This window comes from Streptomyces sp. NRRL F-2580 (assembly GCF_000720115.1).
Lineage (GTDB): Bacteria > Actinomycetota > Actinomycetes > Streptomycetales > Streptomycetaceae > Streptomyces.
Genome location: NZ_JOIR01000005.1, coordinates 350,483 through 375,563 on the forward strand (window position 1 = coordinate 350,483; position 25,081 = coordinate 375,563).

At 70.6% G+C, this 25,081-nt stretch carries 22 protein-coding genes and 2 pseudogenes; 11 read left to right on the forward strand and 13 right to left on the reverse strand.

All coding sequences use genetic code 11. The features are described 5' to 3' along the window. Positions 1 to 59 precede the first annotated feature (59 nt). The 5 genes and pseudogenes from IF88_RS0107690 to IF88_RS0107710 form a co-directional block, all read right to left on the reverse strand. Positions 60 to 1,151 carry an LOG family protein gene (locus tag IF88_RS0107690; RefSeq protein WP_030708591.1) on the reverse strand — a complete coding sequence of 364 codons (1,092 nt, stop codon included), beginning with the start codon at positions 1,149 to 1,151 and terminating at the stop codon, positions 60 to 62. Between the two features lie 26 nt (positions 1,152 to 1,177). Beyond that, complete coding sequence (locus IF88_RS0107695; protein ID WP_030708593.1) at positions 1,178 to 2,251, reverse strand: hypothetical protein; 1,074 nt, start codon at positions 2,249 to 2,251, stop codon at positions 1,178 to 1,180. Further along, positions 2,233 to 2,889: pseudogene (locus IF88_RS0107700) on the reverse strand (ABC transporter ATP-binding protein); the annotation flags it as partial. The gene IF88_RS0107695 and the pseudogene IF88_RS0107700, both read right to left, overlap by 19 nt. A gap of 302 nt (positions 2,890 to 3,191) precedes the next feature. After that, on the reverse strand, positions 3,192 to 4,571 hold the full coding sequence (locus IF88_RS0107705; protein WP_030708597.1) for an aspartate aminotransferase family protein: 1,380 nt from the start codon (positions 4,569 to 4,571) through the stop codon (positions 3,192 to 3,194). Further along, the gene (locus IF88_RS0107710; protein ID WP_007266859.1) at positions 4,556 to 5,059 is read right to left on the reverse strand and encodes an Lrp/AsnC family transcriptional regulator; all 504 of its coding nucleotides are present in this window, start codon (positions 5,057 to 5,059) and stop codon (positions 4,556 to 4,558) included. Before IF88_RS0107710 ends, IF88_RS0107705 begins: the two co-directional genes overlap by 16 nt. Before the next feature lie 168 nt (positions 5,060 to 5,227). On the opposite strand from IF88_RS0107710, the gene IF88_RS0107715 reads away from it, so the two are divergent. The 3 genes from IF88_RS0107715 (at position 5,228) to IF88_RS0107725 (ending at position 8,480) form a co-directional block, all read left to right on the forward strand. Then, on the forward strand, positions 5,228 to 6,667 hold the full coding sequence (locus IF88_RS0107715) for a gamma-aminobutyraldehyde dehydrogenase (protein WP_030708600.1): 1,440 nt from the start codon (positions 5,228 to 5,230) through the stop codon (positions 6,665 to 6,667). A 92-nt stretch (positions 6,668 to 6,759) separates the two neighbouring features. After that, positions 6,760 to 7,938: an ABC transporter substrate-binding protein gene (locus tag IF88_RS0107720; RefSeq protein ID WP_030708602.1), complete on the forward strand. Its 1,179-nt coding sequence runs from the start codon at positions 6,760 to 6,762 to the stop codon at positions 7,936 to 7,938. A 77-nt stretch (positions 7,939 to 8,015) separates the two neighbouring features. After that, positions 8,016 to 8,480, forward strand: a complete 465-nt coding sequence (locus IF88_RS0107725) for a hypothetical protein (RefSeq protein WP_030708604.1) — start codon at positions 8,016 to 8,018, stop codon at positions 8,478 to 8,480. Between the two features lie 8 nt (positions 8,481 to 8,488). Here the strand turns inward: IF88_RS0107725 and IF88_RS0107730 are convergent, their stop codons facing one another. From IF88_RS0107730 to IF88_RS0107750, 5 genes are all read right to left on the reverse strand, one after another. Further along, a complete protein-coding gene (locus IF88_RS0107730) occupies positions 8,489 to 9,694 on the reverse strand; it encodes a serine hydrolase domain-containing protein (RefSeq protein WP_030708606.1) in 1,206 nt (401 codons plus the stop codon). 151 nt (positions 9,695 to 9,845) lie between these two features. After that, positions 9,846 to 10,526: a response regulator gene (locus tag IF88_RS0107735; protein WP_030708608.1), complete on the reverse strand. Its 681-nt coding sequence runs from the start codon at positions 10,524 to 10,526 to the stop codon at positions 9,846 to 9,848. Further along, positions 10,523 to 11,689, reverse strand: coding sequence for a histidine kinase (locus IF88_RS0107740; protein WP_030708610.1), 1,167 nt, complete (start codon positions 11,687 to 11,689; stop codon positions 10,523 to 10,525). The genes IF88_RS0107735 and IF88_RS0107740 overlap by 4 nt, the downstream gene beginning before the upstream one ends. Continuing rightward, positions 11,686 to 12,375 (reverse strand): glycerophosphodiester phosphodiesterase, encoded by a 690-nt coding sequence (locus IF88_RS0107745; protein ID WP_030708612.1) that lies wholly within the window; start codon positions 12,373 to 12,375, stop codon positions 11,686 to 11,688. The genes IF88_RS0107740 and IF88_RS0107745 overlap by 4 nt, the downstream gene beginning before the upstream one ends. 36 nt (positions 12,376 to 12,411) lie before the next feature. Then, complete coding sequence (locus IF88_RS0107750) at positions 12,412 to 13,437, reverse strand: adenosine deaminase (RefSeq protein WP_030708613.1); 1,026 nt, start codon at positions 13,435 to 13,437, stop codon at positions 12,412 to 12,414. Positions 13,438 to 13,547: 110 nt separating this feature from the next. Between IF88_RS0107750 and IF88_RS0107755 the strand changes: the two genes are divergently transcribed. Further along, complete coding sequence (locus IF88_RS0107755; protein WP_030708614.1) at positions 13,548 to 14,237, forward strand: DUF4190 domain-containing protein; 690 nt, start codon at positions 13,548 to 13,550, stop codon at positions 14,235 to 14,237. A 27-nt stretch (positions 14,238 to 14,264) separates the two neighbouring features. Here IF88_RS0107755 and IF88_RS0107760 read toward each other — a convergent pair whose 3' ends face one another. From IF88_RS0107760 to IF88_RS0107770, 3 genes are all read right to left on the reverse strand, one after another. After that, the gene (locus IF88_RS0107760; protein ID WP_030708615.1) at positions 14,265 to 15,872 is read right to left on the reverse strand and encodes a TROVE domain-containing protein; all 1,608 of its coding nucleotides are present in this window, start codon (positions 15,870 to 15,872) and stop codon (positions 14,265 to 14,267) included. A 423-nt stretch (positions 15,873 to 16,295) separates the two neighbouring features. Further along, a complete protein-coding gene (locus IF88_RS0107765; RefSeq protein WP_037805548.1) occupies positions 16,296 to 16,727 on the reverse strand; it encodes an NUDIX hydrolase in 432 nt (143 codons plus the stop codon). Further along, positions 16,724 to 17,278, reverse strand: a complete 555-nt coding sequence (locus IF88_RS0107770; protein ID WP_030708618.1) for an NADAR family protein — start codon at positions 17,276 to 17,278, stop codon at positions 16,724 to 16,726. The genes IF88_RS0107765 and IF88_RS0107770 overlap by 4 nt, the downstream gene beginning before the upstream one ends. Positions 17,279 to 17,472: 194 nt before the next feature. On the opposite strand from IF88_RS0107770, the gene IF88_RS0107775 reads away from it, so the two are divergent. The 7 genes and pseudogenes from IF88_RS0107775 to IF88_RS40115 all read left to right on the forward strand — a co-directional run. Further along, positions 17,473 to 18,987: a gamma-aminobutyraldehyde dehydrogenase gene (locus IF88_RS0107775; protein WP_030708620.1), complete on the forward strand. Its 1,515-nt coding sequence runs from the start codon at positions 17,473 to 17,475 to the stop codon at positions 18,985 to 18,987. Between the two features lie 47 nt (positions 18,988 to 19,034). Continuing rightward, positions 19,035 to 20,285 (forward strand): polyamine ABC transporter substrate-binding protein, encoded by a 1,251-nt coding sequence (locus tag IF88_RS0107780; RefSeq protein WP_030708622.1) that lies wholly within the window; start codon positions 19,035 to 19,037, stop codon positions 20,283 to 20,285. A 64-nt stretch (positions 20,286 to 20,349) separates the two neighbouring features. Then, entirely contained in the window at positions 20,350 to 21,498 is a 1,149-nt protein-coding gene (locus IF88_RS0107785) for an ABC transporter ATP-binding protein (RefSeq protein WP_030708624.1), read from the forward strand. Then, on the forward strand, positions 21,495 to 22,424 hold the full coding sequence (locus IF88_RS0107790) for an ABC transporter permease (RefSeq protein WP_030708626.1): 930 nt from the start codon (positions 21,495 to 21,497) through the stop codon (positions 22,422 to 22,424). The genes IF88_RS0107785 and IF88_RS0107790 overlap by 4 nt, the downstream gene beginning before the upstream one ends. After that, positions 22,424 to 23,230 carry an ABC transporter permease gene (locus IF88_RS0107795; protein WP_030708628.1) on the forward strand — a complete coding sequence of 269 codons (807 nt, stop codon included), beginning with the start codon at positions 22,424 to 22,426 and terminating at the stop codon, positions 23,228 to 23,230. Before IF88_RS0107790 ends, IF88_RS0107795 begins: the two co-directional genes overlap by 1 nt. A gap of 23 nt (positions 23,231 to 23,253) precedes the next feature. Beyond that, on the forward strand, positions 23,254 to 24,672 hold the full coding sequence (locus IF88_RS0107800; RefSeq protein ID WP_030708629.1) for an NAD(P)/FAD-dependent oxidoreductase: 1,419 nt from the start codon (positions 23,254 to 23,256) through the stop codon (positions 24,670 to 24,672). A gap of 111 nt (positions 24,673 to 24,783) precedes the next feature. Beyond that, positions 24,784 to 24,964: pseudogene (locus tag IF88_RS40115) on the forward strand (hypothetical protein); the annotation flags it as partial. Between the last annotated feature and the right edge of the window lie 117 nt (positions 24,965 to 25,081).

Genomic DNA, 25,081 nt, shown 5'->3' on the forward strand with positions numbered 1-25,081 from the left:
GCAGGTTTTGCGGTACCTCTGCCAGACGTGCGAACGGGCCGCGAAGTTGCTTCCGGAGCTCAGCTCATTGACGCGAGGACCCCGGGGACCTCGTCCACCGAGTCGACCAGCGCGATCCGGGACTCCATGGCGCGGCCGCGGGCGAGCGCCCGGAGCAGTGGCCAGACCGGGAGGTGCTCGGTCCAGTGGTCGCGGCCGACCAGGACCATCGGCGCCGGCTCGCCCCGGGACTCGTAGTAGTTCGGCGTGGCGTTGTCGAAGACCTCCTGGACCGTGCCCGCCGCACCGGGCAGGAAGACCACGCCCGCGGTGGAGCGGGCCAGCAGCCCGTCCTCCCGGGTGGCGTTCGCGAAGTACTTCGCGGTGTGCCCCGCGAAGGCGTTCGGCGGCTCGTGCCCGTAGAACCAGGTCGGGATGCCCACCGAATCGCCGCCGGCGGGCCAGCGCTCCCGTACGGCGAAGGCCGCGCGCGCCCAGTCGGACACCGACGGGGTGAAGGACGGGGCCTTGGCCAGCAGCTCCAGGGCCTCCGCGAGGGCATCGTCGGGGGCCGGGGCCAGGTAGGCGCCGAGGTTGGCGGCCTCCATCGCGCCGGGGCCGCCGCCGGTGGCCACGGTCAGCCCGGACCGGGTCAGGGCCCGGCCCAGCTCCGCCGCGCCGCGGTAGTCCACGCCGCCGCGGGACATGGCGTGGCCGCCCATCACGCCGACGACCCGGGCGCCGGCGAGGTGCTCGTCGAGGGCGTCGGAGACGGCGTCGTCGTGGATGGAGCGGAGCATGGAGGAGTAGACGTCGCCGTCGGTCTTGGTCTCCAGGAACCAGGCGTAGGCCAGGGCGTCCGGGGTGGCCTCGTACCCGTCGGGCAGTCCGGCGAACAGCTCCTCGGGCGTGTAGAGCAGCCCCCGGTACGGGTTGAACGGCAGGTCCGGGACGGGCGGGAAGACCAGCGCGCCGTCGGCGCGGACCTTCACCGAGGCATCGGGCTCCATCGCGCAGCCCAGGAACACGGCTGCCGAGGTGTCGGCGGAGAGCAGCGCGAAGGTCCGCTCCAGCAGGTTGACCGACTGGATCCGGTAGCCGCTGAGCGAGCCGCGTGCCACGACCTGGTCGAATTCGGCGAGCGTCTCGATCTCGATGTCTGCGTTGACCATTCGGCCCACCCTAAGGGCTGCTCGCGTCAGCGGGTCAGTGCCAGCGACGTCAGCTGCGCCACACCCCAGCTGAGCGGAACGCACACCGCCACGAGCGCGCCGGCCCGCAGACTCGCCGCCGTACGCAGGACCTTGGCGGGAGCGCCCAGGTCGAGCAGGGCCTCCCGCGCGGCGCCCCGGTCGCGGCGCGCCTCCACCGCGGATGTGAGAAGGGTCGCGGCCGCGCACAGGGCCACCAGCGCGGCGGCCGGCCCGGTCAGCGGGCCCAGCGGGACGAGCGGCCCGCCCTGCTCGCGCAGGGCCACGGCGGTGAGGGCGCCCACGCCGACCGAGCACAGCACGCCGAGCGGCGGGCCGATCCGGGGCGCCTCCTCCTGGAGGACCCGCCCGGCCAGCAGCCGCAGCGCGCCGGGGCGCACGGCCTGGACCAGGCTCCCGGCGGCGTAGGCGAAGCCCGGCCCGGCGAGGGCGAGGCCGATCGCGGTCAGTGACCAGCCGGCGAGCATCCCGAGGCCGCTGCGGCCGGCGTAGGCCTCGGCTGCGAACCCGCAGGCGGTCAGCGCGATCCCCCAGGGCAGGCCGGTCTGCGGGGCGAGCGGCCGGTGCGGGCGCAGGGCGAGAGCGGTGGCTGCCGCGGCGGTCAGCGGGACCAGGGCCAGCAGGGTGAGGGCGGCGGCCACGGGCAGCGGCTGGTCGGCGTGGAGCAGCTCGGCCCCGGCTCCGTCGAACGGCAGTCCGGCCAGGTCCCCGCGCAGGTGGAGGAAGGCGGCCAGGGCCAGGGAGCTGCCCAGGGTGCAGGCGAGGGCGGTGGAGATCGCGGCGACGAGGATGAGCCGTACGGGTCCGGGTCCGACGGCGTGCATGCCCGCGCGGGGGCGGTTCGCCGGGTCGGCGCGGGCCACGGCCACGGCGAAGTGGACGGTGACGGCCACCGGGATCAGGGCCCAGAGCAGGCGAGGGAACGATCCGGCGGGCCGGGCCACGGCCCCGGCGAGTACGGAGAGCAGCAGGAACCCGGTCCCGGCCGAGGCGGCGGCCACGAGGAGCCGCCGCAGCTGGACGAGTGGCCGGGAACCGCGGGCTAGGCGGAGAGCGAGCACGCGGCCTGGCCCTCCGGAGTGTCGTGGGCGGGGGAGGAGGCGGCCGCGGCCCCCGCGAGACGGCCGTCGAGCAGGGCCAGCCGGCGGTCCGCGACGGCCGCGGTGGCCTCGTCGTGGGTGGCCAGCAGCACGGTGACCTCGTGGGAGCGGGCCGCGGTGGTGAGGGCCCGGAGCAGCAGGGCCCGCTCGGCGCGGTGCAGCGGGGCCGTGGGCTCGTCGGCGAAGATCACCGCGGGCTCGTTGACCAGGGCGCGGGCCAGGGCGACCCGCTGGCACTCGGCCCGGGTGAGGGAAGTGGGGCGCTTGCGGGCGAAACCGCCGATGTCGAGGCGGTCCAGCCACTCGCAGGCGGCGCTCTTGGCGGCGCGGTGGGAGGCGCCGGCGAGGAGCAGCGGCAGGGCGGCGTTCTCCCAGACCTTCAGCTCGGGCAGCAGCTGCGGCTCCGGGCCGATCCAGCCGAAGCGGTCGCGGCGCAGCCGTTCGCGGGCCGTCGCGCCCATGGTGTGCACGGGGACGCTGTTGAACCAGACCTCGCCCTCGGGCCGCAGCTGCCCGGACAGGCAGCGGAGCAGGGTGGTCTTGCCGCTGCCGCGGGGACCGGTCAGGGCCAGGATCTCGCCCTGGCGGACTCCCACGGAGACCCCGACTAGGGCGGGGGATCCGTCGTGGGAGTAATGAAGGGACCGAGCCCAGAGGACGTCATTGTCAGGCGGGGCAGTGTCCGGTGGAGCCACCATGGCGTACACCTCCGTCCGGGGGAACGAAGCGGAACCGGTTCGGTCACTGGCGCCGCACTGAGATGTAAAGAGATGAACGTCTTGGATGGTGACAGCACACGGCCCGAACCCCCGCGTTCTCACTCGAACGAGGGATCCGGGCCGTGTGATCGGACTATTGCAGCCTCGGACGATTTACATCCTGGCCGGCCGGGCGGGCCTGTTTACAGCTTCGTCCACGCCTCGGTGAGCACCGAGCGCAGGATGCCCTCGATCTCGTCGAAGGTGCCCTGGTCCGCGATCAGCGGCGGCGCGAGCTGGATGACCGGGTCACCACGGTCGTCGGCCCGGCAGTACAGGCCGTTCTCGAAGAGCGCCTTGGAGAGGAAGCCGTAGAGCACGCGCTCCGTCTCCTCGTCCGTGAAGGACTCCTTGGTTTCCTTGTCCTTGACGAGCTCGATGCCGTAGAAGTAGCCGTTGCCGCGGACGTCGCCGACGATCGGCAGGTCGTGCAGCTTCTTCAGCGTCGAGAAGAAAGCGCCCTCGTTGTCCAGCACGTGCTGGTTGAGGCCTTCCTTGTCGAAGATGTCGAGGTTGGCCAGCGCGACCGCCGAGGAGACCGGGTGGCCGCCGAAGGTGTAGCCGTGCAGGAAGGTGTTGTCGCCCTTGTAGAAGGGCTCCGCGAGGCGGTCGGAGATGATGCAGGCGCCGATCGGGGAGTAGCCCGAGGTCATGCCCTTGGCGCAGGTGATCATGTCCGGCACGTAGTCGAACTTGTCACAGGCGAACATCGTGCCCAGACGGCCGAAGGCGCAGATCGTCTCGTCGGAGACGAGCAGGACGTCGTACTCGTCGCAGATCTCGCGGACCCGCTGGAAGTACCCGGGCGGCGGCGGGAAGCAGCCACCGGCGTTCTGCACCGGCTCCAGGAAGACGGCGGCGACGGTGTCGGCGCCCTCGAAGAGGATCTCCTGCTCGATCTGGTCGGCGCACCAGCGGCCGTAGGCCTCGGGGTCGTCGCCGTAGATCGGGGCGCGGTAGATGTTGGTGTTCGGCACCTTGTGCGCGCCGGGGACCAGCGGCTCGAAGGGGGCCTTCAGGGCCGGCAGGCCGGTGATGGACAGGGCGCCCTGCGGGGTGCCGTGGTAGGCGACCGCACGCGAGATGACCTTGTACTTGGTGTGCTTGCCCTGCAGCTTGAAGTACTGCTTGGCGAGCTTCCAGGCGGTTTCGACGGCCTCGCCGCCACCGGTGGTGAAGAAGACCTTGTTCAGGTCGCCCGGGGCGTAGTGGGCGAGGCGCTCGGCGAGCTCGACGGCCTTGGGGTGCGCGTACGACCAGATGGGGAAGAACGCGAGTTCCTGGGCCTGCTTGTACGCGACCTCGGCCAGTTCCTTGCGGCCGTGACCGGCGTTGACCACGAACAGGCCGGCGAGGCCGTCGAGGTAGCGCTTGCCCTTGTCGTCCCAGATGTAGGTGCCCTCGCCCCGGACGATGGTGGGGACGGGGGAGTTCTCGTAGGACGACATGCGGGTGAAGTGCATCCACAAGTGGTCGTACGCGGTCTTGGAGAGGTCCTGGCTCACGGTTATCGGGTTCCCCACATGTAGGTCTGCTTCTTCAGCTTCAGGTAAACGAAGCTTTCGGTGGATCGCACGCCGGGGAGCGTGCGGATCTTCTTGTTGATCGTTTCGAGCAGGTGGTCGTCGTCCTCGCAGACGATCTCCACCATCAGGTCGAAGGACCCTGCGGTCATCACCACGTACTCGCACTCGGCCATGGCGGTCAGCGCATCGGCCACCGGGTCGAGGTCGCCCTCGACGTTGATGCCGACCATGGCCTGGCGTCGCAGACCCACGGTGAGCGGGTCGGTGACGGCGACGATCTGCATGACGCCCTGGTCGAGCAGCTTCTGCACGCGCTGGCGCACGGCAGCTTCGGAGAGGCCGACGGCCTTGCCGATCGATGCGTAGGGACGGCGGCCGTCCTCCTGCAGTTGCTCGATGATCGCCAGGGACACAGCATCGACCGAAGGGGACGGTTGTCTGTTCCTGGAATCTGCGCTTCGACTGACCACGACCTCACTGTGCACGAGGGTCGTCTGTTCCGCAAGACTGAATCGATGAAATCCGTTGTTTGGGAACTCTGATCTCACTGATTTCGTAGTTGGTGACGTCTGGGTCTGTCGAAAGCCTCCGCCTAGGAGCTAGGCTTGGCTTTTGTCTCAATCGTTGGACATGTGATCAGGAGTGTGGCTGTAGTGACCACCGAACTGCGTCGTCTGCGCAACTACATCGGCGGGGAGTTCAAGGACGCCGCCGACGGGCGGACCACCGAGGTGGTCAACCCGGCCACCGGCGAGGCGTACGCCACGGCCCCCCTGTCGGGCCAGGCCGACGTCGACGCCGCCATGGCCGCCGCCGCGGCGGCCTTCCCGGGCTGGCGCGACACCACCCCCGCCGAGCGCCAGAAGGCGCTGCTGAAGATCGCGGACGCCTTCGAGGCGCGCGCGGACGAACTCGTCGCCGCGGAGTCGGAGAACACCGGCAAGCCGCTGGGCCTCACGGCCAGCGAGGAGCTGCCGCCGATGGTGGACCAGATCCGCTTCTTCGCGGGCGCCGCCCGTCTGCTGGAGGGCCGCTCGGCCGGCGAGTACATGGAGGGGATGACCTCGATCATCCGCCGTGAGCCGGTCGGCGTCTGCGCCCAGGTCGCGCCGTGGAACTACCCGATGATGATGGCCGTGTGGAAGTTCGCCCCGGCCATCGCGGCGGGCAACACCGTCGTGCTCAAGCCGTCGGACACCACCCCGGCCTCCACGGTCCTGATGGCGGAGATCATCGACTCGGTCCTGCCCAAGGGCGTCTTCAACGTCATCTGCGGCGACCGCGAGACCGGCAAGGCCATGGTCGAGCACTCCACCCCGGCGATGGCCTCCATCACCGGCTCGGTGCGCGCCGGCATGCAGGTCGCCGAGAGCGCCTCGAAGGACGTCAAGCGCGTCCACCTGGAGCTCGGCGGCAAGGCCCCGGTCGTGGTCTTCGAGGACGCCGACATCCCGAAGGCCGTCGAGGACATCGCGGTCGCCGGCTACTTCAACGCCGGCCAGGACTGCACCGCCGCCACCCGCGTGCTGGTGCACGAGTCGATCCACGACGAGTTCGTGGCCGCGCTCGCCAAGGCCGCCACGGACACGAAGACCGGCCAGCCGGACGACGAGGACGTGCTCTACGGCCCGCTGAACAACCCGAACCAGCTCAAGCAGGTCGCGGGCTTCATCGAGCGGCTCCCCGCCCACGCCAAGGTCGAGGCGGGTGGCCACCAGGTCGGCGAGAAGGGTTTCTTCTACGCCCCGACCGTGGTCTCCGGCCTCAAGCAGGACGACGAGATCATCCAGAACGAGGTCTTCGGCCCCGTCATCACCGTCCAGTCCTTCACGGACGAGGCCCAGGCCCTGGAGTACGCGAACGGCGTCGAGTTCGCCCTCGCCTCCTCGGTGTGGACCAAGAACCACGGCCGCGCGATGCGGATGTCCAAGAACCTCGACTTCGGCTGCGTTTGGATCAACACCCACATCCCGCTCGTCGCCGAGATGCCGCACGGCGGCTTCAAGAAGTCCGGCTACGGCAAGGACCTCTCCGCCTACGGCTTCGAGGACTACACGCGCATCAAGCACGTGATGACCTCGCTCGACGGCTGATCGGCCGCATCGATCACAGCACAGCGTTGACGGGGCGGGCAGTAGACACCATGTCTATTGCCCGCCCTTCCGCGTTCCCCGAGGCTGTGCCCATGCCTGAACTCGCCTTCTCCCGCCGTGCGGCGCTGTACGGCCTCGGTGCCGCGGGCCTGTCGGCCGCGCTCGTCGGCTGTGGTGTGCCGGCCGCCTCCGTTCCCGAGGGGCGGCGTACGGGACCGGACCGGTCCGAGCGGGACCGGAGCGTCGCCTTCTCCAACTGGCCGCTCTACATCGACACCGACGAGGAGGACGAGGGGCGACGGCCGACGCTGGAGGCCTTCTCGGAGCAGACCGGCATCGAGGTCCGGTACACCGAGGAGATCAACGACAACGACGAGTTCTTCGGCAAGGTCAGCCCGGCCCTGATGAACCGCCAGGAGACCGGCCACGACCTCGTCGTGGTCAGCGACTGGATGGCCGCCCGCTTCGTCCACCTGGGCTGGGCCCAGAAGCTGGACCGCTCGGCGCAGCCCAACGTGTCCAGGCACCTCGACCCGCAACTGCGGTCCCCCGCCTTCGACGAGGGTCGGCTGCACACCGTGCCCTGGCAGTCGGGGATCACCGGCATCGCCTACAACCGCAAGGCCCTGGGCCGGGAGATCAAGTCGGTCAAGGACCTGTGGCACCCGGACCTGGCGGGCCGCGTCACCCTCTTCTCCGGCCTCGACGAGTCCTTCTCGCTGCTCATGCAGGGCAACGGCGTGGACGTCACCCGCTGGACCGAGTCCGACTTCCACCGGATGTGCGACCAGGTCGAGAGCATGGTGAAGAAGAAGCACATCCGCCGCTTCACCGGCAACGACTACACCTCCGATCTGAGCAAGGGCGACGTCCTCGCCTGCCAGGCCTACTCCGGTGACGCCATCCAGCTCCACGCCGACAACCCGGACATCGCGTTCGTGGTCCCCGAGGAGGGGGCCGAACTCTGGGCGGAGAGCCTGCTGGTCCCCAACCTGGCCCGCCACAAGGCCAATGCTGAGGCCCTGATCGACTACTACTACGACCCGGCGGTGGCCGCGTCACTGGCCGCCTCCGTCAACTACGTCTGCCCGGTCCCGGCCGCCCGCGAGGTCCTGGCCGGCTCCGACGACAAGGAGACCGCCGAACTGGCCGAGAACCCGCTGATCTTCCCGGACGACGAGATGCGCAAGCGGCTCGTGGTGTCCCGCGACATCTCCTCGGCCGAGCGCCGCTCCCTCGCCCGGCGATGGAACGCGATCGTCGGACTCTGATCACGGTCCGGCCACGAAACTGAACGCGTTCAGCAATTTGGCTGAACGTGTTCAGAAACTTCCGTAGGCTTACTCGCATGAGCGAGAGAAGCGCCCTTCAGCGGCGGATCCGTGCCTGGTTGACCCTGTTCCTCATCTGCCTGGTGCTCAGCGGCCTCACCGCCTTCCCCCTGGTCACCGAACTCCATTGGCTCAACTCCCTCGTGGACAACGACTGGGTGCGCCGGGTGGGCGACGGCCTGGACCGGGCCGATGCCGACTACCCCTTCCTCCTCTACGGAACCGACTGGCTCGCCTTCGCCCACCTCGTCATCGCCGTCTTCTTCTACGGCGTCCACCGCGACCCCGTCCGCAACATCTGGATCGTCGAAGCCGGCATGATCGCCTGCGCCGGAGTGATACCCCTGGCCCTGATCTGCGGCCCGATCCGGGGCATCCCCGTCTGGTGGAGCGTCATCGACATGTCGTTCGGCGTCTTCGGAGTCATCCCCCTGCTGGTGCTCCGCCGCATGATCAAGCGCCTTGAGGCGATGCCCGCCTAGTCGGGCGCCTACCGTGCGAAGGCCGCCATCACGATGTCGAAAGCCACCTTGTTCATGTCCTGGCCCTTGGCGTCGGTGGAGTTCACCGAGTACACGAGCGTGCGGGACAGGTCGCGGGTCCCGCCGATCGCGGTGTTGTAGCCGTGGCGGCCGCCCGTCTTGCCCCAGGCCACCGTGCCGTCGGGCAGGACGAACCTCTTCATCCCGGCGGTCAGTTCGGCAGGGGCCCCCGTGGTGAAGTCCGCCACCGCCGGCACCGTGAACATCTCCTCCAGCTGGGCCTTCGGCACGAGCCGCCCGGCGAACAGGGCCGTGGTGAAGCGCTCCAGGTCTGCCGTGGTCGATATGAGGTCGCCGGCGGCCCACTCCCGCGAGGATCCCCACTCGGTCACATCGACCAGCGTCCGGCCGCCGTCGGCCTGCGGCACCGCCTGGTAACCACGGTTGTGCGGACCCGGTATGCGCGTCTGTCCGGGACCCGGCAGCGAGGTGTGACGCAGGCCGAGGGGTTTGAATATCCGGGTGGCCAGCGCCTTCTCGTACGAGGTGCCCGTCACCTTCTCGATCAGTACGCCCAGGATCGTGTAGTCGATGTTGAGGTAGTGCTGCCTGGTCCCGGGGTCGAACTCCGGCCCCTTCGCCACCGCGTTGGCGATCAGGGCGCGCGGATCCTCCACGTCGAACCGGTGGGCGTACGCCTCAGCGAAGGAATCACCCGGACCGTCGGCCGGCTGGATGCCGCTCGTGTAGTTCAGCAACTGCCGCACGCTGACCGGCTTGAACGTCGCCGGCAGCAGACCCGGCAGGTACTCCTGCACCGGACGGTCCAGATCCACCGAGCCCTCTGCGGCCAGCTGGAGCACCACCGCCGAAGTGAAGGTCTTGGTCACCGACCCCGCCCGGAACCGGCCCTGCTCCAGGGCCTCGCGCCCCGTACGGACATCGGCGACACCGGAACTCCCCTGCCAGGTACCGCTCCTGCCGCCCACGCGGACCAGCGCGGCGGTCGCGTCCCGGTGCTCCGGACCCAGCCCGGTGATCGCCTTCTCCAGCGCCGCCGCGTCGGGCGGCGTCGGGATCTCCGGCGCGACCCGCGTGGAGGAGACCGGCGCCGGGGCCGGGGCCGGGGCCGGCGCGGCGTGGGCGACGGCCGGGCCGGACGCGATCCCCAGGACCAGTGCGGCGGCGATCAGCGTGCGCGTACGTGCGTTCATGGTGGTGTGGCTCCCCCTGTGAGATCACCGGGACCGTGCGCCCCGATGACCTCAATGCTCCAGGTCAGAGGGGTAGTTGCGGATCACCATCAAGAGGGGTCTTCACCGGTACGACAACTCACCTCCGGGAGGGAGGCGACACGCCGTCCTCTCACTCCCCAGAGGGAGAACCCGTGGGAGTACCCACCGCGATCAGCCCCGTCTCGTACGCGCAGATCACCGCCTGGATCCGGTCCCGCAGCCCCAGCTTCGCCAGCACGTTCCCCACGTGCGACTTCACCGTGTGCTCGCTCACCACCAGCGCCGCCGCGATCTCGGCGTTCGACAGCCCTCGCCCCAGGTGCAGCAGCGTCTCCCGCTCCCGCGCCGTCAGCACCTCCAGCCGGTCCGCCGGCAGGGAGGGCCGCGCCGTCGCCGCCGTGTACTCCTCGATCAGCCGCCGCGCCACCGAAGGCGCCAGCAGGGACTCGCCCGCCGCCACCACCCGTACCGCGTGCACCAGATCGTCCCGCCGCACGTCCTTCAGTAGGAAGCCGCTCGCCCCGGCGTGCAGCGCCTCGTACACGTACTCGTCCGAATCGAAGGTCGTCAGCATCACCGTCCGGCACGCGCTCCGCGCCGAGATCGTCCGGCACGCCTCGATCCCGTCCAGCACCGGCATCCGGATGTCGAGCAGCGCCACGTCCGGGGCGAGCCGGGCCACCGCCTCCACCGCTGCCGCGCCGTCGCCCACCTCCGCCACGACCTCGATGTCCTCCTGCACGTCCAGGATCATCGCGAACCCGCTGCGCACCAGCTCCTGGTCGTCGGCCACCACCACACGGATCGTCACATCCCCACCTCCAGCGGCGAGGTTACAAGGACGACCCGCACAGAGAACCCGCGCCCGTCCGGCCCCGGCCCCGTCCGCGCCGTCCCGCCGTGCGCCGCCGCCCGCTCGCGGATCCCGATCAGACCGTGGCCGCCCGAGCCCGGCCCGGGCCCCCGGCCGTCGTCCGTCACCGACACGGTGAGCGTCCGTGGCCCGTACTCCAGCCGGACCTCCACCGCCGAGGCGCCGGCGTGCTTCACCACGTTCGTCAGCGCCTCCTGCACCACGCGGTGCACCGTCGCCTCCAGCGCGGCCGCGAGCTCGCGCACCTCGCCCGACCGCTCGTACGACACCCGGATCCCGCCGGCCCGCACCCGGTCCAGGAGCGCCGGCAGCGCCCCGAGCCCGGGCTGCGGCGCACGCGGAGCCGCCTCGTCCGTACGGAGCACCCCCAGCATCGTGCGCAGCTGCGCCATCGCGTCCCGGCCGGTCTCGGCGATCGCCTCGAAGGCCGCCTCGGCCCGGGCCGGCGCCCTGCGCACGGCCACCGGACCGGCCTCCGCCTGCACGATCATGATGCTGACCGCGTGCGAGAGGACGTCGTGCATCTCCCGCGCGATCCGGGCCCGTTCGCGCGCCGCCGCCTGCTCCGCCTCGATCCGGTTCGCCCGCTCCAGCTGAGCCGCCCGGTCCTCGACGGCCGCCGTGTAGGCCTGCCGGGTCGCCTGCAGCCGGCCCAGTGCGACCGCCGCCCCGAAGACGAACAGTGCGAACAGCAACTCCTTGGCCGTCGTGGTGTTGAGCGCCACGGAGCCCACGATGGCCACCGTCACGACCACCCACATCACGAGCCGCACCCGCGGCTCGCAGATCAGCGCGATCGTGTAGACGGAGATCAGCGCCGCGTACGGGAGCGGCTGCCCGGGACCGTCCAGCGAGAGCTGGTACACCGATCCCGCCGCGATCATGCCGAACACCACCCGCACCGGAGCCCGCCGGCGCCAGACCAGCGGCACGTTGATCAGCGTGGTCAGCAGGTACGCCGGCCAGTCGGCCGGCGATTCGCCCGGGTCCCGCGGCACGACGAACGGGATCGTCGTCGCCACCTGCACCAGCAGCATCAGCCCCGCGTCCTGCCAGCGCGGATCCGCCTGCCGGACCCGCTCCGCCAGCTCGCGTATCACCGCCCGGACTCGGCCCGTACGGCCGCGAGCGCGCTCATCCGGTTCGTGGTGATCGAGTCGACCCCCGCCTTGACGAGCCGCTTCATCGCCCACTTGGTGTCCGCGGTCCAGGCCGAGACCAGCAGGCCGTCCCGGTGGAGCGCGTCCGTCAGCTCCCGGCTCACCAGCCCGAAACGGTAATTGAGCCAGCGCGGCGCCACGGCATCGATCAGCACCCGCCGCGGCGGCGACAGCGTGGTCCAGGTCAGCGCGATCTCGGCGCCCGGATCGGCGGCGCGGACCGCCAGCATGCTGTTCGGGCCCGCGCAGTAGTACGTCCGCTCGCGCGCGCCGCACTCGCGGACCAGGCCCACCACGGTGCGCACCGCCTCGGGCGTGGCGCCCGGGAGGTCGAGCATCAGCCGGCCCGCCCCCGCGGCCATCAGGGCGTCGCGCAGCGTGGGAACGCCGTCCTCCGTCAGCTCCTTGAGCTGCGGGGCCGTGACGTCGTCGAGGCGTACGTCGTGGCCCCACAGCCGCTGGAGCGTGTCGTCGTGGAGCAGGACCGGCACCCCGTCACGGGTCAGCCGTACGTCGATCTCCACCGCGTCCGCCCCGCGGGCGAAGGCGGAGCGGATCGACGGCAGGGTGTTCTCAGGGACACGGTAGGGATCGCCGCGGTGGCCGACGGCAGTCAGGGTGCGCATGGCCCCATTCTCCGTGCCGCGGACGTCAATTGGACGTCAGCGCGCCAGCCATTCGGCGGTGTACGCGTCGATCTCCGCGATGATCCGCGCCTTGCCGGCCGGGTCAAGGAAGGAGGCCTCGACGGCGTTCTTGGCGAGCTGCGCGAGACCGCGCTCGTCGAGGTCCAGCAGACGGGCGGCCACCGCGTACTCGTTGTTGAGGTCGGAACCGAACATCGGCGGGTCGTCGCTGTTGATGGTGACGAGCACGCCCGCCGCGACCATCTCCTTGACGGGGTGCTGGTCGAGGTCGGTGACCGCGCGGGTGGCGATGTTCGAGGTCGGGCAGACCTCCAGCGCGATGCGGTGCTCGGCGAGGTACGCGAGGAGCTCCGGGTCCTGCGTGGAGCTGGTGCCGTGGCCGATGCGCTCGGCGCCGAGCTCGCGGATGGCGTCCCAGACGGTCTCCGGGCCGGTGGTCTCGCCGGCGTGCGGCACGCTGTGCAGGCCGGCGGCGCGCGCCGCGTCGAAGTACGGCTTGAACTGCGGGCGCGGGACGCCGATCTCGGGCCCGCCCAGGCCGAAGGAGACCAGGCCCTCGGGGCGCAGGTCGACGGCGAGCCGGGCGGTCTCGGCGGCGGCTTCGAGGCCGGCCTCGCCGGGGATGTCGAAGCACCAGCGCAGGATGACGCCGAGTTCGGCCTCGGCGGCCTTGCGGGCGTCCTCGATGGCCTCCATGAACGCCCGCTCGTCGATGCCGCGGCGGGTGGAGGAGTACGGGGTGATGGTCAGCTCGGCGTAGCGGATGTTCTGCCGGGCCATGTCACGGGCGACTTCGAAGGTGAGGGTGCGTACGTCGTCCGGGGTGCGGACCAGGTCGACGACCGACAGGTAGACCTCGATGAAGTGGGCGAAGTCGGTGAAGGTGAAGTAGTCGGCGAGGGCCTCGGGGTCGGTGGGGACCTTCGAGTCGGGGTGCCGGGAGGCGAGCTCGGCCACGATGCGGGGGGATGCCGAGCCGACGTGGTGGACGTGGAGTTCGGCCTTCGGCAGCCCCGCGATGAAGGGGTGCAGGTCGGTCATGGGGTTGCCTCCGGGAGGACGCGGTTGCGGGCAGGTCGGGATTCATCGTAGGCAGGCCCGTGACTGTCGGTGCCAGCGCTTAGCATGGCTGTACGAGAGGGGGGCGCCGTATGAACGACAGCAGTCCCGAGCCGGGCGACCCGTGGGCGCCGCCGGAGCGGCCCGCGGTGGATCTGGGCAAGCCGCAGGGCACGCAGGACACCAGCGGCACGCCGGGAGTGTCGGGCCCGCCGTCCGTGCACGACCAGCCGACGCTCGCGGGAATGCCGGAAGACCGGCTGCCGCCGACCGCTCCGGCGCCGGAGCCGGCGTCCGCGCCGCCGGCCGGCCCCGCGCCCGCGGCGTACGGATATCCCGTCCAGCCCGGCTACGGATACCCCGGCGACGCGGGTTACCCCGGCCCCGGCGGCTACCAGGGCTACCAGGGCTACCCGGGCCCGCAGGGGTACCCGGGCCACGGCCCCTACACGCCGTACGGGCCGCAGCCCAGCAACGGCTTCGGCATAGCCGCGCTCGTCCTCGGCATCATCTCGGTCCTCGGCTGCTTCCTGAGCTTCGCGGGCGTGGCCATCGGGATCGCCGCGGTCGTCTTCGGCGCCCTCGGCAAGGGCAAGGCGAACCGCGGCGAGGCCGACAACGGCGGGATGGCGCTCGCGGGCATCATCCTCGGCGCGGTGGGCATCCTGCTGGGCGTGCTGGTGCTCCTGGCCGTGTTCGCCAGTTTCATGGACCTGGGGCCGATCGACGATTCCCCGTACGACAGCCCGTACGACAACTCCCAGGTCCACGAGAAGGTCTGACCAGGGGACCCCGGGGCGCGGACGGCCTCAGGAGGCCCAGGGCCAGTCCGCGTTCCGGCCGTCCTCGATCAGGGGGACCATCCGGAAGGCCGCGTCGGTGAGCCCGCCGAAGGTGTGCCGGTTCCCGCCGCCGGAGGGGGCGTGCCCGACCCGGTGGCCGGCCAGGTTCCAGGTGTAGACGGGAACCGCGTCCGGCACCTCCGCCGTCGGGTCACCGCCGTGGCCGTACGAGGCGGCCTGCTCGTCGGTGACGATCAGTACCCGGTCGTGGTCCCGGTAGTGCTCCCTCACGGCCTGGGCCGTGTAGGTGCCGCCGAGGTCCCCGAAGCGCTCCAGCACCTTCAGCACGGACTCGCCCCGGCCGTACCGGACCGCCTGGCTCGTCGTACCGAACTGCACCAGGTCGGCGTGTTCGGCCCGCAGTGCCAGCGCGGCCCCGAACACGGCCGCCGCATCCGCCCGGTTGAGCTTCGAGCGGTCCGACAGCGGGGACCACATCGACCCGGACCGGTCGACGAGGACCAGCGTCCGGCCGGGCAGCGCCGGTACGTTGGCCAGCGAGTGGCCGAGCGCCTGCTCCAGCGGGTACGCCCAGCGCAGCGAGGGCGCGTGCTGATGGGCGGCCAGGTAGCGGAAGGGGAACTGCCGGGACCGGGCGACGACTTCCGGGTCGGAGATCCTCGCCGCGACCTGCGCGGCCACCGTGTCCGAGACCCCGGCCTGGTCGAAGTTGCGCAGGTTGCGCAGCAGCGCCATCGCGCCCATCGACGGGATGACCGCCTCCCAGGCCGCCGCGTCCATCGGTCCCTGCAGCCAGCCGGCCAGCGCCTCCCAGGTCATGCCGGCCTCCGCGAGCCGCTCCGCGCCGTCCGGGGCGAGGACCACACCGCGCCGCTCGGAGACCGGCAGCTCCATCAGCGCCCGGTGGGCGGTGAGGGTGCGGTTGCCGGCCGGGACCCGCGCGCCGTCCGGGTTGTGCCGGCGGTCGAGGGCGTGGCGGAACAGCTCACCCTGCCAAGGCTTGTCCGGGTCGGGGGAGGCGTGCACGAGGTTGAGGACGTCGCCGAAGCGGTAGGCCTTGGAATCCGTGTCGTACTTCAGCAGCGAGGTGCCGGAGTAGAGCCGGCGCACGGCGTCGGCGATGCCGCGCTTGACGGGCTTGGGCACGCTCCGGCCGTACGTCGCCGTCCAGTACGCCAGCAGCTCACCGGGCTCGTCCGCGCGGCGCAGCACGGAGTCCACGACCTGGCGGTTCGAAGGCCCGTCGGTGGCGCCCGCGTCGAGCCGGGCCTTGACGTACTCGGCGGCGCCGACGAGGGAGGCGGTGCGCATGTTCGCGTCCCCGCGGAGCCAGCCCAGCAGACCGGCCGTCCACGCGGGATCCTCGACGGCGAGGGTGCGCACGAGCGCGGCGAAGCGCTCGTCGCGGGCCTCGCCGCTCTCGTACGCGGTGCGCTGCGTCACGAAGTTGGCGACGGCGAGCAGGAACAGCTCGGAGCGGGGATCGCGCAGGTGGCCGGGGCCGCCCTGGCCGGTGCGGGCCCGGCCGGCCGAGCGTACGGGCGACGTGGGCGACGTGGCCGAAGCGGGCGACGCGGGCACGGACTTGGACGCCCGCAGGTTGAAACGAGCCATGGTGAATCCCCCCGAATTCAAAGGAAGCGGGGGAGGCGTGACGTGCGGGATGCCCGAGATCAGAGGTCGGCGACGGACAAAGTCAGGTGCTCTGTCCAGCTGAGCTACCGGCCTGAGCCGGGCGGGATTCGAACCCGCCACCTCCTGATCCGGAAGGAGCCGTCGCCTGCGCACCGGGCATCCCGCACGCGGCCTCCCGAGATCAAGGGGGCGGCGGCCTGGAGATCTTCGCAAAAGAAGGAGCCGCAGCCCGCGCACCGGGAGGTGCGTGACGTAGGTGTCCAGAGAACAAGGCCGGCGAAACCACAAGGTGCTCTGCCAGCTGAGCTACACCGGCACGATGCCGGTGACGGGACTCGAACCCGCGGCCGCCCGATTATGAGTCGAAGGAGGTCTCGCCTTCGCACCTGGACGAGGATCACGTTAGGCGGCGGGGCCGGGATCCACCACGCAATTACTGAGCAGCGTCGGCACCATGACCGACGCGCCGTCCGTACCGCGCGAGAGCGGGACCCAGATCAGCCCGACCATCCGCGGGCAGTCGCACTCCAGGTCCGCGTCGACGCCCAGGACCGGCTCGCCGGGCGCCACCTCCACGCGGAAGCAGGAGGTCCAGCCCGAGGGGTAGGGCGTTTCGTACGCGTACCGCACGCCCAGGGCGCGCAGGCCGGTCTCCTCGGCCACCTCCCGCCGGACCGCCTCCTCGGGCTCCTCGCCGGCCTCCAGCCCGCCGCCGGGCAGGGTCCAGTACTCCGGCCCGTCGTGCCGCCCCGTGGCCCCCCTGCCGCGCTCGCGCACCATCAGCACGCAGCCGTCGCGGACGATGACCGCGGCGACCCGGCGCCGCTCCGTCACGCGCCGTCCCCGCGCAGCCGCTCCCGGGCCTCCATCAGGGCGAAGCCCAGCAGGTTCAGCCCGCGCCAGCGCGCCGGGTCCAGGGCGCGCCCGTCGTCGGCGGCCAGACCGATGCCCCAGATCCGGTCCATCGGGCTCGCCTCCACCAGCACCCGGCTCCCGGTGCCCAGCAGGTACGAGCGCAGCGCCGGGTCGGAGCCGAACTTGTGCACGCTGCCCTCCACGACCAGGGCGAAGCGCTCCCGCTCCCATATCGCGTTGTCGAAGCCGCGCACGAGCCGCCCGGCCTTCTTCGCCTCCGCGGGGCTCTTCGCCGCGAGCGCGGCCCGCTCCCCCTCGGCGTCCCCGAACAGCCGGGCCTTGCCGGCCATCATCCAGTGCTCGGCCGTGGCATACCGGACGTCACCGACAGTGAAAGCGGACGGCCACCACTGGCTCAGGCAGCTCGGACCGAGCCTGCCGTCGGGCAGCGGCCGGTGCCCCCAGAAGGGCAGGTACTTCACCCGTTCACCGCGGCTGACCTGCTTGATCAGGTCCTCGATCATCTCCATGCACGCGAGTCTGGCAGTCGCCACTGACACTTCGTACGGGATTTTCGGTGTGCCTCGACACATGGTCGACCGATTCCGTCGCGTAATCAAAAGGAAACAACGGAATCACTTGGCCGAGGGCACCACCTCTGTCAGGATCGGCACTCAATTCGAGCTGTAGCTCGAACTGTAGCTACGGAGAGCGTGAGAGCGTGATGGGCAACCGCTTCCAGGTCAAGGACCGCTTCGCAGACGGCGCGCAGTACATCGACGGGCAGCTCAGGCCCGGCACCTCCGGACAGTCACACACGGTGGTCGATCCGGCGAGCGGCGACGAGGTCCTCACCTACGAACTGGCGAGTACCGCGGACGTCGACGAGGCGGTCGCCGCTGCCAAGCGTGCCTTCCCGGCATGGTCCGGCGCCACCCCCGGCGAGCGTTCGGACGCCCTGCACCGGCTGGCCGCCGTGCTGGCCGAGCAGGCGGAGGACTTCGCGTACGCCGAGTCCCTCCAGTGCGGCAAGCCGATCAAGCTGTCCACGGAGTTCGACGTGCCGGGGACCATCGACAACACCGCCTTCTTCGCGGGAGCCGCCCGCCACCTCCAGGGGCAGGCCGCCGGCGAGTACTCGGGCGACCACACCTCCTACGTACGTCGTGAGGCCATCGGGGTGGTCGGCTCCATCGCGCCTTGGAACTATCCGCTCCAGATGGCCGCCTGGAAGATCCTCCCGGCGATCGCCGCGGGCAACACGATCGTCCTCAAGCCCGCCGAGCTCACCCCGCTGACCTCCCTGATGTTCGCGCAGGCGGCCAAGGAGGCGGGCCTGCCCGACGGCGTGATCAACATCGTCACCGGCGCCGGCCGCGTGGCCGGCGAGCACCTGGTCGGCCACCCCGACGTGGTGATGACCTCCTTCACCGGCTCCACCGCCGTCGGCAAGCGGGTCGCGGAGATCGCCACCGCCACCGTCAAGCGGCTCCACCTGGAGCTCGGCGGCAAGGCCCCCTTCCTCGTCTTCGACGACGCGGACCTGGAGGCCGCCGCACACGGCGCCGTCGCCGCCTCCCTCATCAACACCGGCCAGGACTGCACCGCTGCCACCCGCGCCTACGTGCAGCGCCCCCTCCACGACGCCTTCGTCGCCCGGGTGGCCGAGCTGATGGAGACCGTGCGCCTCGGCGACCCGTTCGCGCCCACCACCGACCTCGGCCCGCTGGTCTCGCACGCCCAGCGCGACCGGGTCGCCGGCTTCGTCGAGCGGGCCCGCGCCTACGCCACCGTCGTCACCGGCGGCGAGATCCCGGCGGGCGAGCTGGCCGACGGCGCCTACTACCGGCCCACCCTCATCTCCGGCGCGGCCCAGGACAGCGAGGTGGTCCAGTCCGAGATCTTCGGCCCGGTCCTCGTGGTCCTGCCCTTCGACACCGACGACGAGGGCATCGCGCTGGCCAACGACACCCCGTACGGGCTCGCGGCCTCGGCCTGGAGCCGCGACCTCTACCGGGCGAACCGCGCCACCCGTGAGATCCAGGCGGGCTGCGTCTGGGTCAACGACCACATCCCGATCATCAGCGAGATGCCCCACGGGGGCTACAAGGCGAGCGGCTTCGGAAAGGACATGTCCGCCTACTCCTTCGAGGAGTACACGCAGGTCAAGCACGTGATGTACGACAACAGCGCGGTGGCCGCGAAGGACTGGCACCGCACGATCTTCGGGGACCGATAAGAAACCACCGCCCGACCAGCGGTACACCTCCCGAAAGGGCACAGCGCATGGAGCAGTTCGAGCCCGACCGCCTCTCGGCGGCGCAACTCGCCGCGATGCGGCGCAGCCTCACCAGCGGGCGCGGCGCCCTCACCCGCCGCTCACTGCTGCGCGCCTCCGGAGTCGGAGCGCTCACCCTCGGCGGCCTGTCCACCCTCGCCGGGTGCGGCATCCCGCCCGCCAAGCGCGCGGGCGACGCGGCGGTGGCCTCCGATGACCACTCGGCCCAGGAGAAGGAGATCAACTTCTCCAACTGGACCGAGTACATGGACACCAGCGAGGACGAGAAGTCCCGTCCCACGCTGGAGGAGTTCACCAAACGGACCGGGATCAACGTCAAGTACACCGAGGACATCAACGACAACGTCGAGTTCTTCGGCAAGATCAGACCGCAGCTCGCGGCCGGCCAGGACACCGGCCGCGACCTGATCGTCGTCACCGACTGGCTCGCCGCCCGCATCATCCGGCTCGGCTGGGCCCAGCGGCTGGACCCCTCGCACCTCCCGCACGCCTACGCCAACCTGATCCCGCAGTTCCGCACCCCGGACTGGGACCCGGGACGGGCGTACAGCTATCCCTGGACCGGCATCGACACCGTCATCGCCTACAACGAGAAGGCGACGGGCGGCAAGAAGGTCGACTCCGTCACGCAGCTGCTCGACGACCCCACCCTCAAGGGCCGCGTCGGCTTCCTCACCGAGATGCGCGACAGCGTCGGCATGACCCTGCTCGACCAGGGCAAGGACCCCGCCAACTTCACCACCGCGGACTTCGACGGGGCGATCGGCCGCCTCCAGAAGGGCGTGGACACCAAGCAGATCCGCCGCTTCACCGGCAACGACTACACGGCGGACCTCGACAAGGGAGACCTCGCCGCCTGTCTCGCCTGGGCCGGTGACGTCATCCAGCTGCAGGCCGGCAACCCGGACATCAAGTACGCCATCCCCGCCCCCGGCTACATCACCTCCAGCGACAACCTCCTGGTCCCCGCCCGGGCCCGGCACAAGGCCAACGCGGAGAAGCTCATCGACTACTACTACGAGCCCGCGGTCGCCGCCCAGCTGGCCGCCTTCATCAGCTACGTCTGCCCGGTCGAGGGCGTCAAGGACGAGCTGGCCAAGATCGATCCCGAACTCGCGGACAACCCCCTGATCGTCCCGGACAAGGCGATGGCCGCCAAGGCCCGCGCCTTCCGCTCCCTCACCAGCGAGGAAGAGACCGCGTACGAAGAGAAGTTCGCCAAGCTGATCGGCGCGTAGCCGTACGCGCCCCGCCGCGAACCCTCCCTTGCCCGCTCCGCCCACCCACCCCCGGGACCCATCCATGACTGACAAGACCGCGGGCGGCGACGTCCGCCTCTCCGGGATCAGCAAGCACTACGGCACCTTCACCGCCGTGCACCCGCTGGATCTCACCATCCCCCAGGGCTCCTTCTTCGCCCTGCTCGGCGCCTCCGGCTGCGGGAAGACCACCACCCTGCGCATGATCGCCGGCCTGGAGGAGCCCTCCACCGGCACGGTCCACCTCGGCGACCGGGAGGTCACCGACCTGCCGCCGTACAAGCGCCCGGTCAACACGGTCTTCCAGAGCTACGCGCTGTTCCCGCACCTGAACATCTACGAGAACATCGCCTTCGGACTGCGCCGCCGCGGCATCAAGTCGGTCAAGAAGCAGGTCGACGAGATGCTGGAGCTCGTCCAGCTCGGTCAGTTCGCCCAGCGCAAGCCGCACCAGCTCTCCGGCGGCCAGCAGCAGCGCGTCGCCGTCGCCCGCGCGCTGATCAACCACCCGCAGGTGCTGCTCCTCGACGAGCCGCTCGGCGCCCTCGACCTCAAGCTGCGCCGCCAGATGCAGCTGGAGCTCAAGCGGATCCAGACCGAGGTCGGCATCACCTTCGTGCACGTCACGCACGACCAGGAGGAGGCCATGACCATGGCCGACACGGTCGCCGTGATGAACGGCGGCCGCGTCGAGCAGCTGGGCGCCCCCGCCGAGCTGTACGAGAACCCGGGCACCACCTTCGTCGCCAACTTCCTCGGCACCTCGAACCTCATCGAGGCGAACGTGGAGTCCGCCGGGTCCGACGTGGTCGTCTCGGCCTCCGGCACCACCCTCCGGCTGCCCGCCGCCCGATGTTCCACCACGCCCCGCGCTGGCGGAAAGCTGCTGGTCGGCGTGCGCCCGGAGAAGATCTCCCTGGTCCCGGCCGCGGACGAGCACACCATCGCCGGCGGCCGCAACAAGGTCGCCGGCAAGATAGCCGACTCCTCCTTCATCGGGGTCTCCACCCAGTTCGTCATCGACAGCCAGGTCTGCCCGGAGCTGGAGGTGTACGCGCAGAACATCGAGCGCGACTCCCGCCTGGTCCCGGGCGCCGAGGTGATCCTGCACTGGAACCCGGAGCACACCTTCGGCCTCGACGCAGCCCAGGACATCGACGCGGGCATCGAGACCGTCGAGGAGAGCGCATGACCACCACAGCGGCGCCGCCCGAGGTGCCCGCCGCCACCGAACCCCCGGTGCACAAGCCGTCCGTGCGCAAGCGGCTGATCCCCTACTGGCTGCTGCTCCCGGGCATCGTGTGGCTGCTGGTCTTCTTCGTGCTGCCGATGGTCTACCAGGCCTCCACCTCGGTGCAGACCGGCTCCCTCGAAGAGGGCTTCCAGGTCACCTGGCACTTCGGGACCTACTGGGACGCCTTCACCGAGTACTACCCGCAGTTCCTGCGCTCCCTGCTCTACGCCGGCACCGCGACCGCGCTGTGCCTGCTGCTCGGGTACCCGCTGGCCTACCTGATCGCCTTCAAGGCGGGCCGCTGGCGCAACCTGCTGCTGGTCCTGGTCATCGCCCCCTTCTTCACCAGCTTCCTGATCCGCACGCTGGCCTGGAAGACGATCCTGGCCGACGGCGGCCCGGTGGTCGCCGTCCTCAACGACATCGGCTTCCTCGACGTCACCAGCTGGCTCGGCATGACCGAGGGGGACCGGGTGCTGGCCACGCCCCTGGCGGTCGTCTGCGGTCTGACGTACAACTTCCTCCCCTTCATGATCCTGCCGCTGTACTCCTCGCTGGAGCGCATCGACACCCGCCTCCACGAGGCGGCCGGGGACCTGTACGCCCACCCCGCCACGGTCTTCCGGAAGGTGACCTTCCCGCTCTCCATGCCGGGCGTGGTCTCCGGGACCCTGCTCACCTTCATCCCGGCGAGCGGCGACTACGTCAACGCCGAACTGCTCGGCTCCACGGACACCCGGATGATCGGCAACGTCATCCAGTCGCAGTACCTGCGGATCCTCGACTACCCGACGGCGGCCGCGCTGTCCTTCATCCTCATGGCCATCGTGCTGATCATGGTCACCATCTACATCCGCCGAGCGGGGACGGAGGACCTGGTCTGATGCGCAATCCCCTCACGTGGCTCCGCCGCAATCTGGTCGTCATCGCGGGCCTCGGCACGCTCGCGTACATGATCCTGCCGAACGTCGTCGTCACCGTCTTCTCCTTCAACAACCCCACCGGGCGGTTCAACTACGCCTGGCAGGAGTTCTCGCTCGACGCCTGGACTGACCCCTGCGGCGTCGCCGACATGTGCGGCTCGCTCTCGCTGTCGCTCCAGATCGCCCTGTGGTCCACCCTCGCCGCGACCGCCCTGGGCACTGCCATCGCCTTCGCGATGGTCCGCTACCGATTCCGGGGACGCAGCGCGGTCAACTCGCTGATCTTCCTGCCCATGGCCATGCCCGAGATCGTGATGGCGGCCTCGCTGCTCGCGCTCTTCCTCAACATGGGCATCCAGCTGGGCTTCTGGACGATCCTGATCGCCCACATCATGTTCTGCCTCAGCTTCGTCGTCGCCGCCGTCAAGGCGCGTGTCCTGTCCATGGACCCGCGGCTGGAGGAGGCCGCCCGGGACCTCTACGCGGGCCCGGTGCAGACCTTCGTACGGGTCACCCTGCCGATCGCGGCCCCCGGCATCGCGGCCGGCGCGCTGCTCTCCTTCGCGCTGTCGTTCGACGACTTCATCATCACCAACTTCAACTCGGGCAACACCGTCACCTTCCCCATGTTCGTGTGGGGATCGGCCCAGCGCGGTACGCCCGTGCAGATCAACGTCATCGGCACGGCGATGTTCGTCATCGCGGTGCTGGTGGTCCTCGTCGGCCAGATGGCCGGCAACCGCCGCAAGAAGGCACAACCGAAGTAGACCCCTGTAGGGAGTTGGAAGCCATGGCCCCAGTCGCCATGCGTAGTGTTGCGAAATCCCTTTCCGAAGCGAAGCCGGTCTCGTACTGGCTGGACGACCCCGGCAAGCCCGCGCCGCAGCCGGCGCTGACCGCGGACGAGCGCTGCGACCTGCTGGTCATCGGCGGCGGCTACAGCGGGCTGTGGACCGCGCTGCTCGCCAAGGAGCGCGACCCCGAGCGGGACGTCGTCCTCATCGAGAGCAAGGAGGCGGGCTGGGCCGCCTCCGGGCGCAACGGCGGTTTCTGCGCCGCCTCCCTCACCCACGGACTCGGCAACGGGATCGCCCGCTGGCCCGACGAACTGGCCAGGCTGGAGGAACTGGGCGCCCGCAACCTCGACGCCATCGAGGAGGCCGTCGCCCGCTACGGCATCGACTGCGACTTCGAGCGGACCGGCGAGATCGACGTCGCCACCGAACCCCACCAGGTGGAGGAGCTGCGCGAACTCCACGAGGAGGCGCAGCGCCTCGGCCTGGCCGGCAACTCCGAATGGCTGGACGCCGACGCCCTGCGCGCCGAGGTCGACTCGCCGACCTTCCTCGCGGGCCTCTGGGACCGCGACGGCGTCGCCATGCTCAATCCGGCGAAGCTGGCCTGGGGCCTCAAGCAGGCCTGCCTCGGCCTCGGGGTGCGGATCTACGAGAACACCCGCGGCCTGAAGATGTCGGCGGTCGGGACCGGGATGGCCGTCCAGACCCCCTACGGCACGATCCTCGCCCGCCGGGTCTCCCTGGGCACCAACATCTTCCCCTCGCTGGTCAAGCGGATCCGCCCCTTCACGGTTCCGGTCTACGACTACGCGCTGATGAGCGAGCCGCTGGACGAGGCCCAGCTCGCCGCGATCGGCTGGAAGAACCGGCAGGGGCTCGGCGACAGCGCCAACCAGTTCCACTACTTCCGGATCACCAAGGACCACCGGATCCTGTGGGGCGGCTACGACGCGATCTACCCCTACCGGGGCAGGCTCGACTCCGAGTACGACCACCGCCCCGAGACGTACCTCAAGCTCGCGGAGCACTTCTTCACCGCCTTCCCGCAGCTGGAGGGGCTGAAGTTCAGCCACGCCTGGGGCGGCGCCATCGACACCTGCTCGCGCTTCTCGGCCTTCTTCGGCACGGCGCACTCCGGGAAGGTGGCCTACGCGGCCGGCTACACCGGGCTCGGCGTGGGTGCCACCCGCTTCGGCGCGGAGGTGATGCTCGACCTGCTGGACGGTCTCTCCACCGAGCGCACGCGGCTGGAGATGGTGAAGTCCAAGCCGATGCCGTTCCCGCCCGAGCCCTTCGCCTGGACCGGCATCACCCTCACGAAGTGGTCGCTGGCCCGCGCCGACCGCCGCGGCGGGCACCGCAACCTCTGGCTCCGGACGCTCGACCGCTTCGGCCTCGGCTTCGACAGCTGAACTTCGGCTGCTGGGCACGCGCCCCCGGCGCACACCGCCGGTCACCCCGCCCGGCCCCGCTCTCTCCCGGTGAGAACCCTTCACCGCGCACGAGACGAACGGGGCCGGGCGATGACGTTCCCGGGGGCCAAGACGGCAGTGGAATGGCTGGTATCGGTGGCGCCGGACCCCGATGCCTGCCGGTGGGAATGGGAGCGCAGCCCCACTCGGGGTCGTCCTGCTGCCCGCCGGCCGGCTGTGGGACGTGCTCATCCTGCCCGGGGACCTGGGCCAGGTGACCCTCGACGTACTGCGGCTCCGGGTGTGGGAGGAGGAGGGACGGACGTCTTGACAAGGGCATTGGTCTGGACCATCTTGGGCGCCGCTGTTCCCCTTTCCGCAGCCTGGCTCCATCCCCCCATGCCCCGGA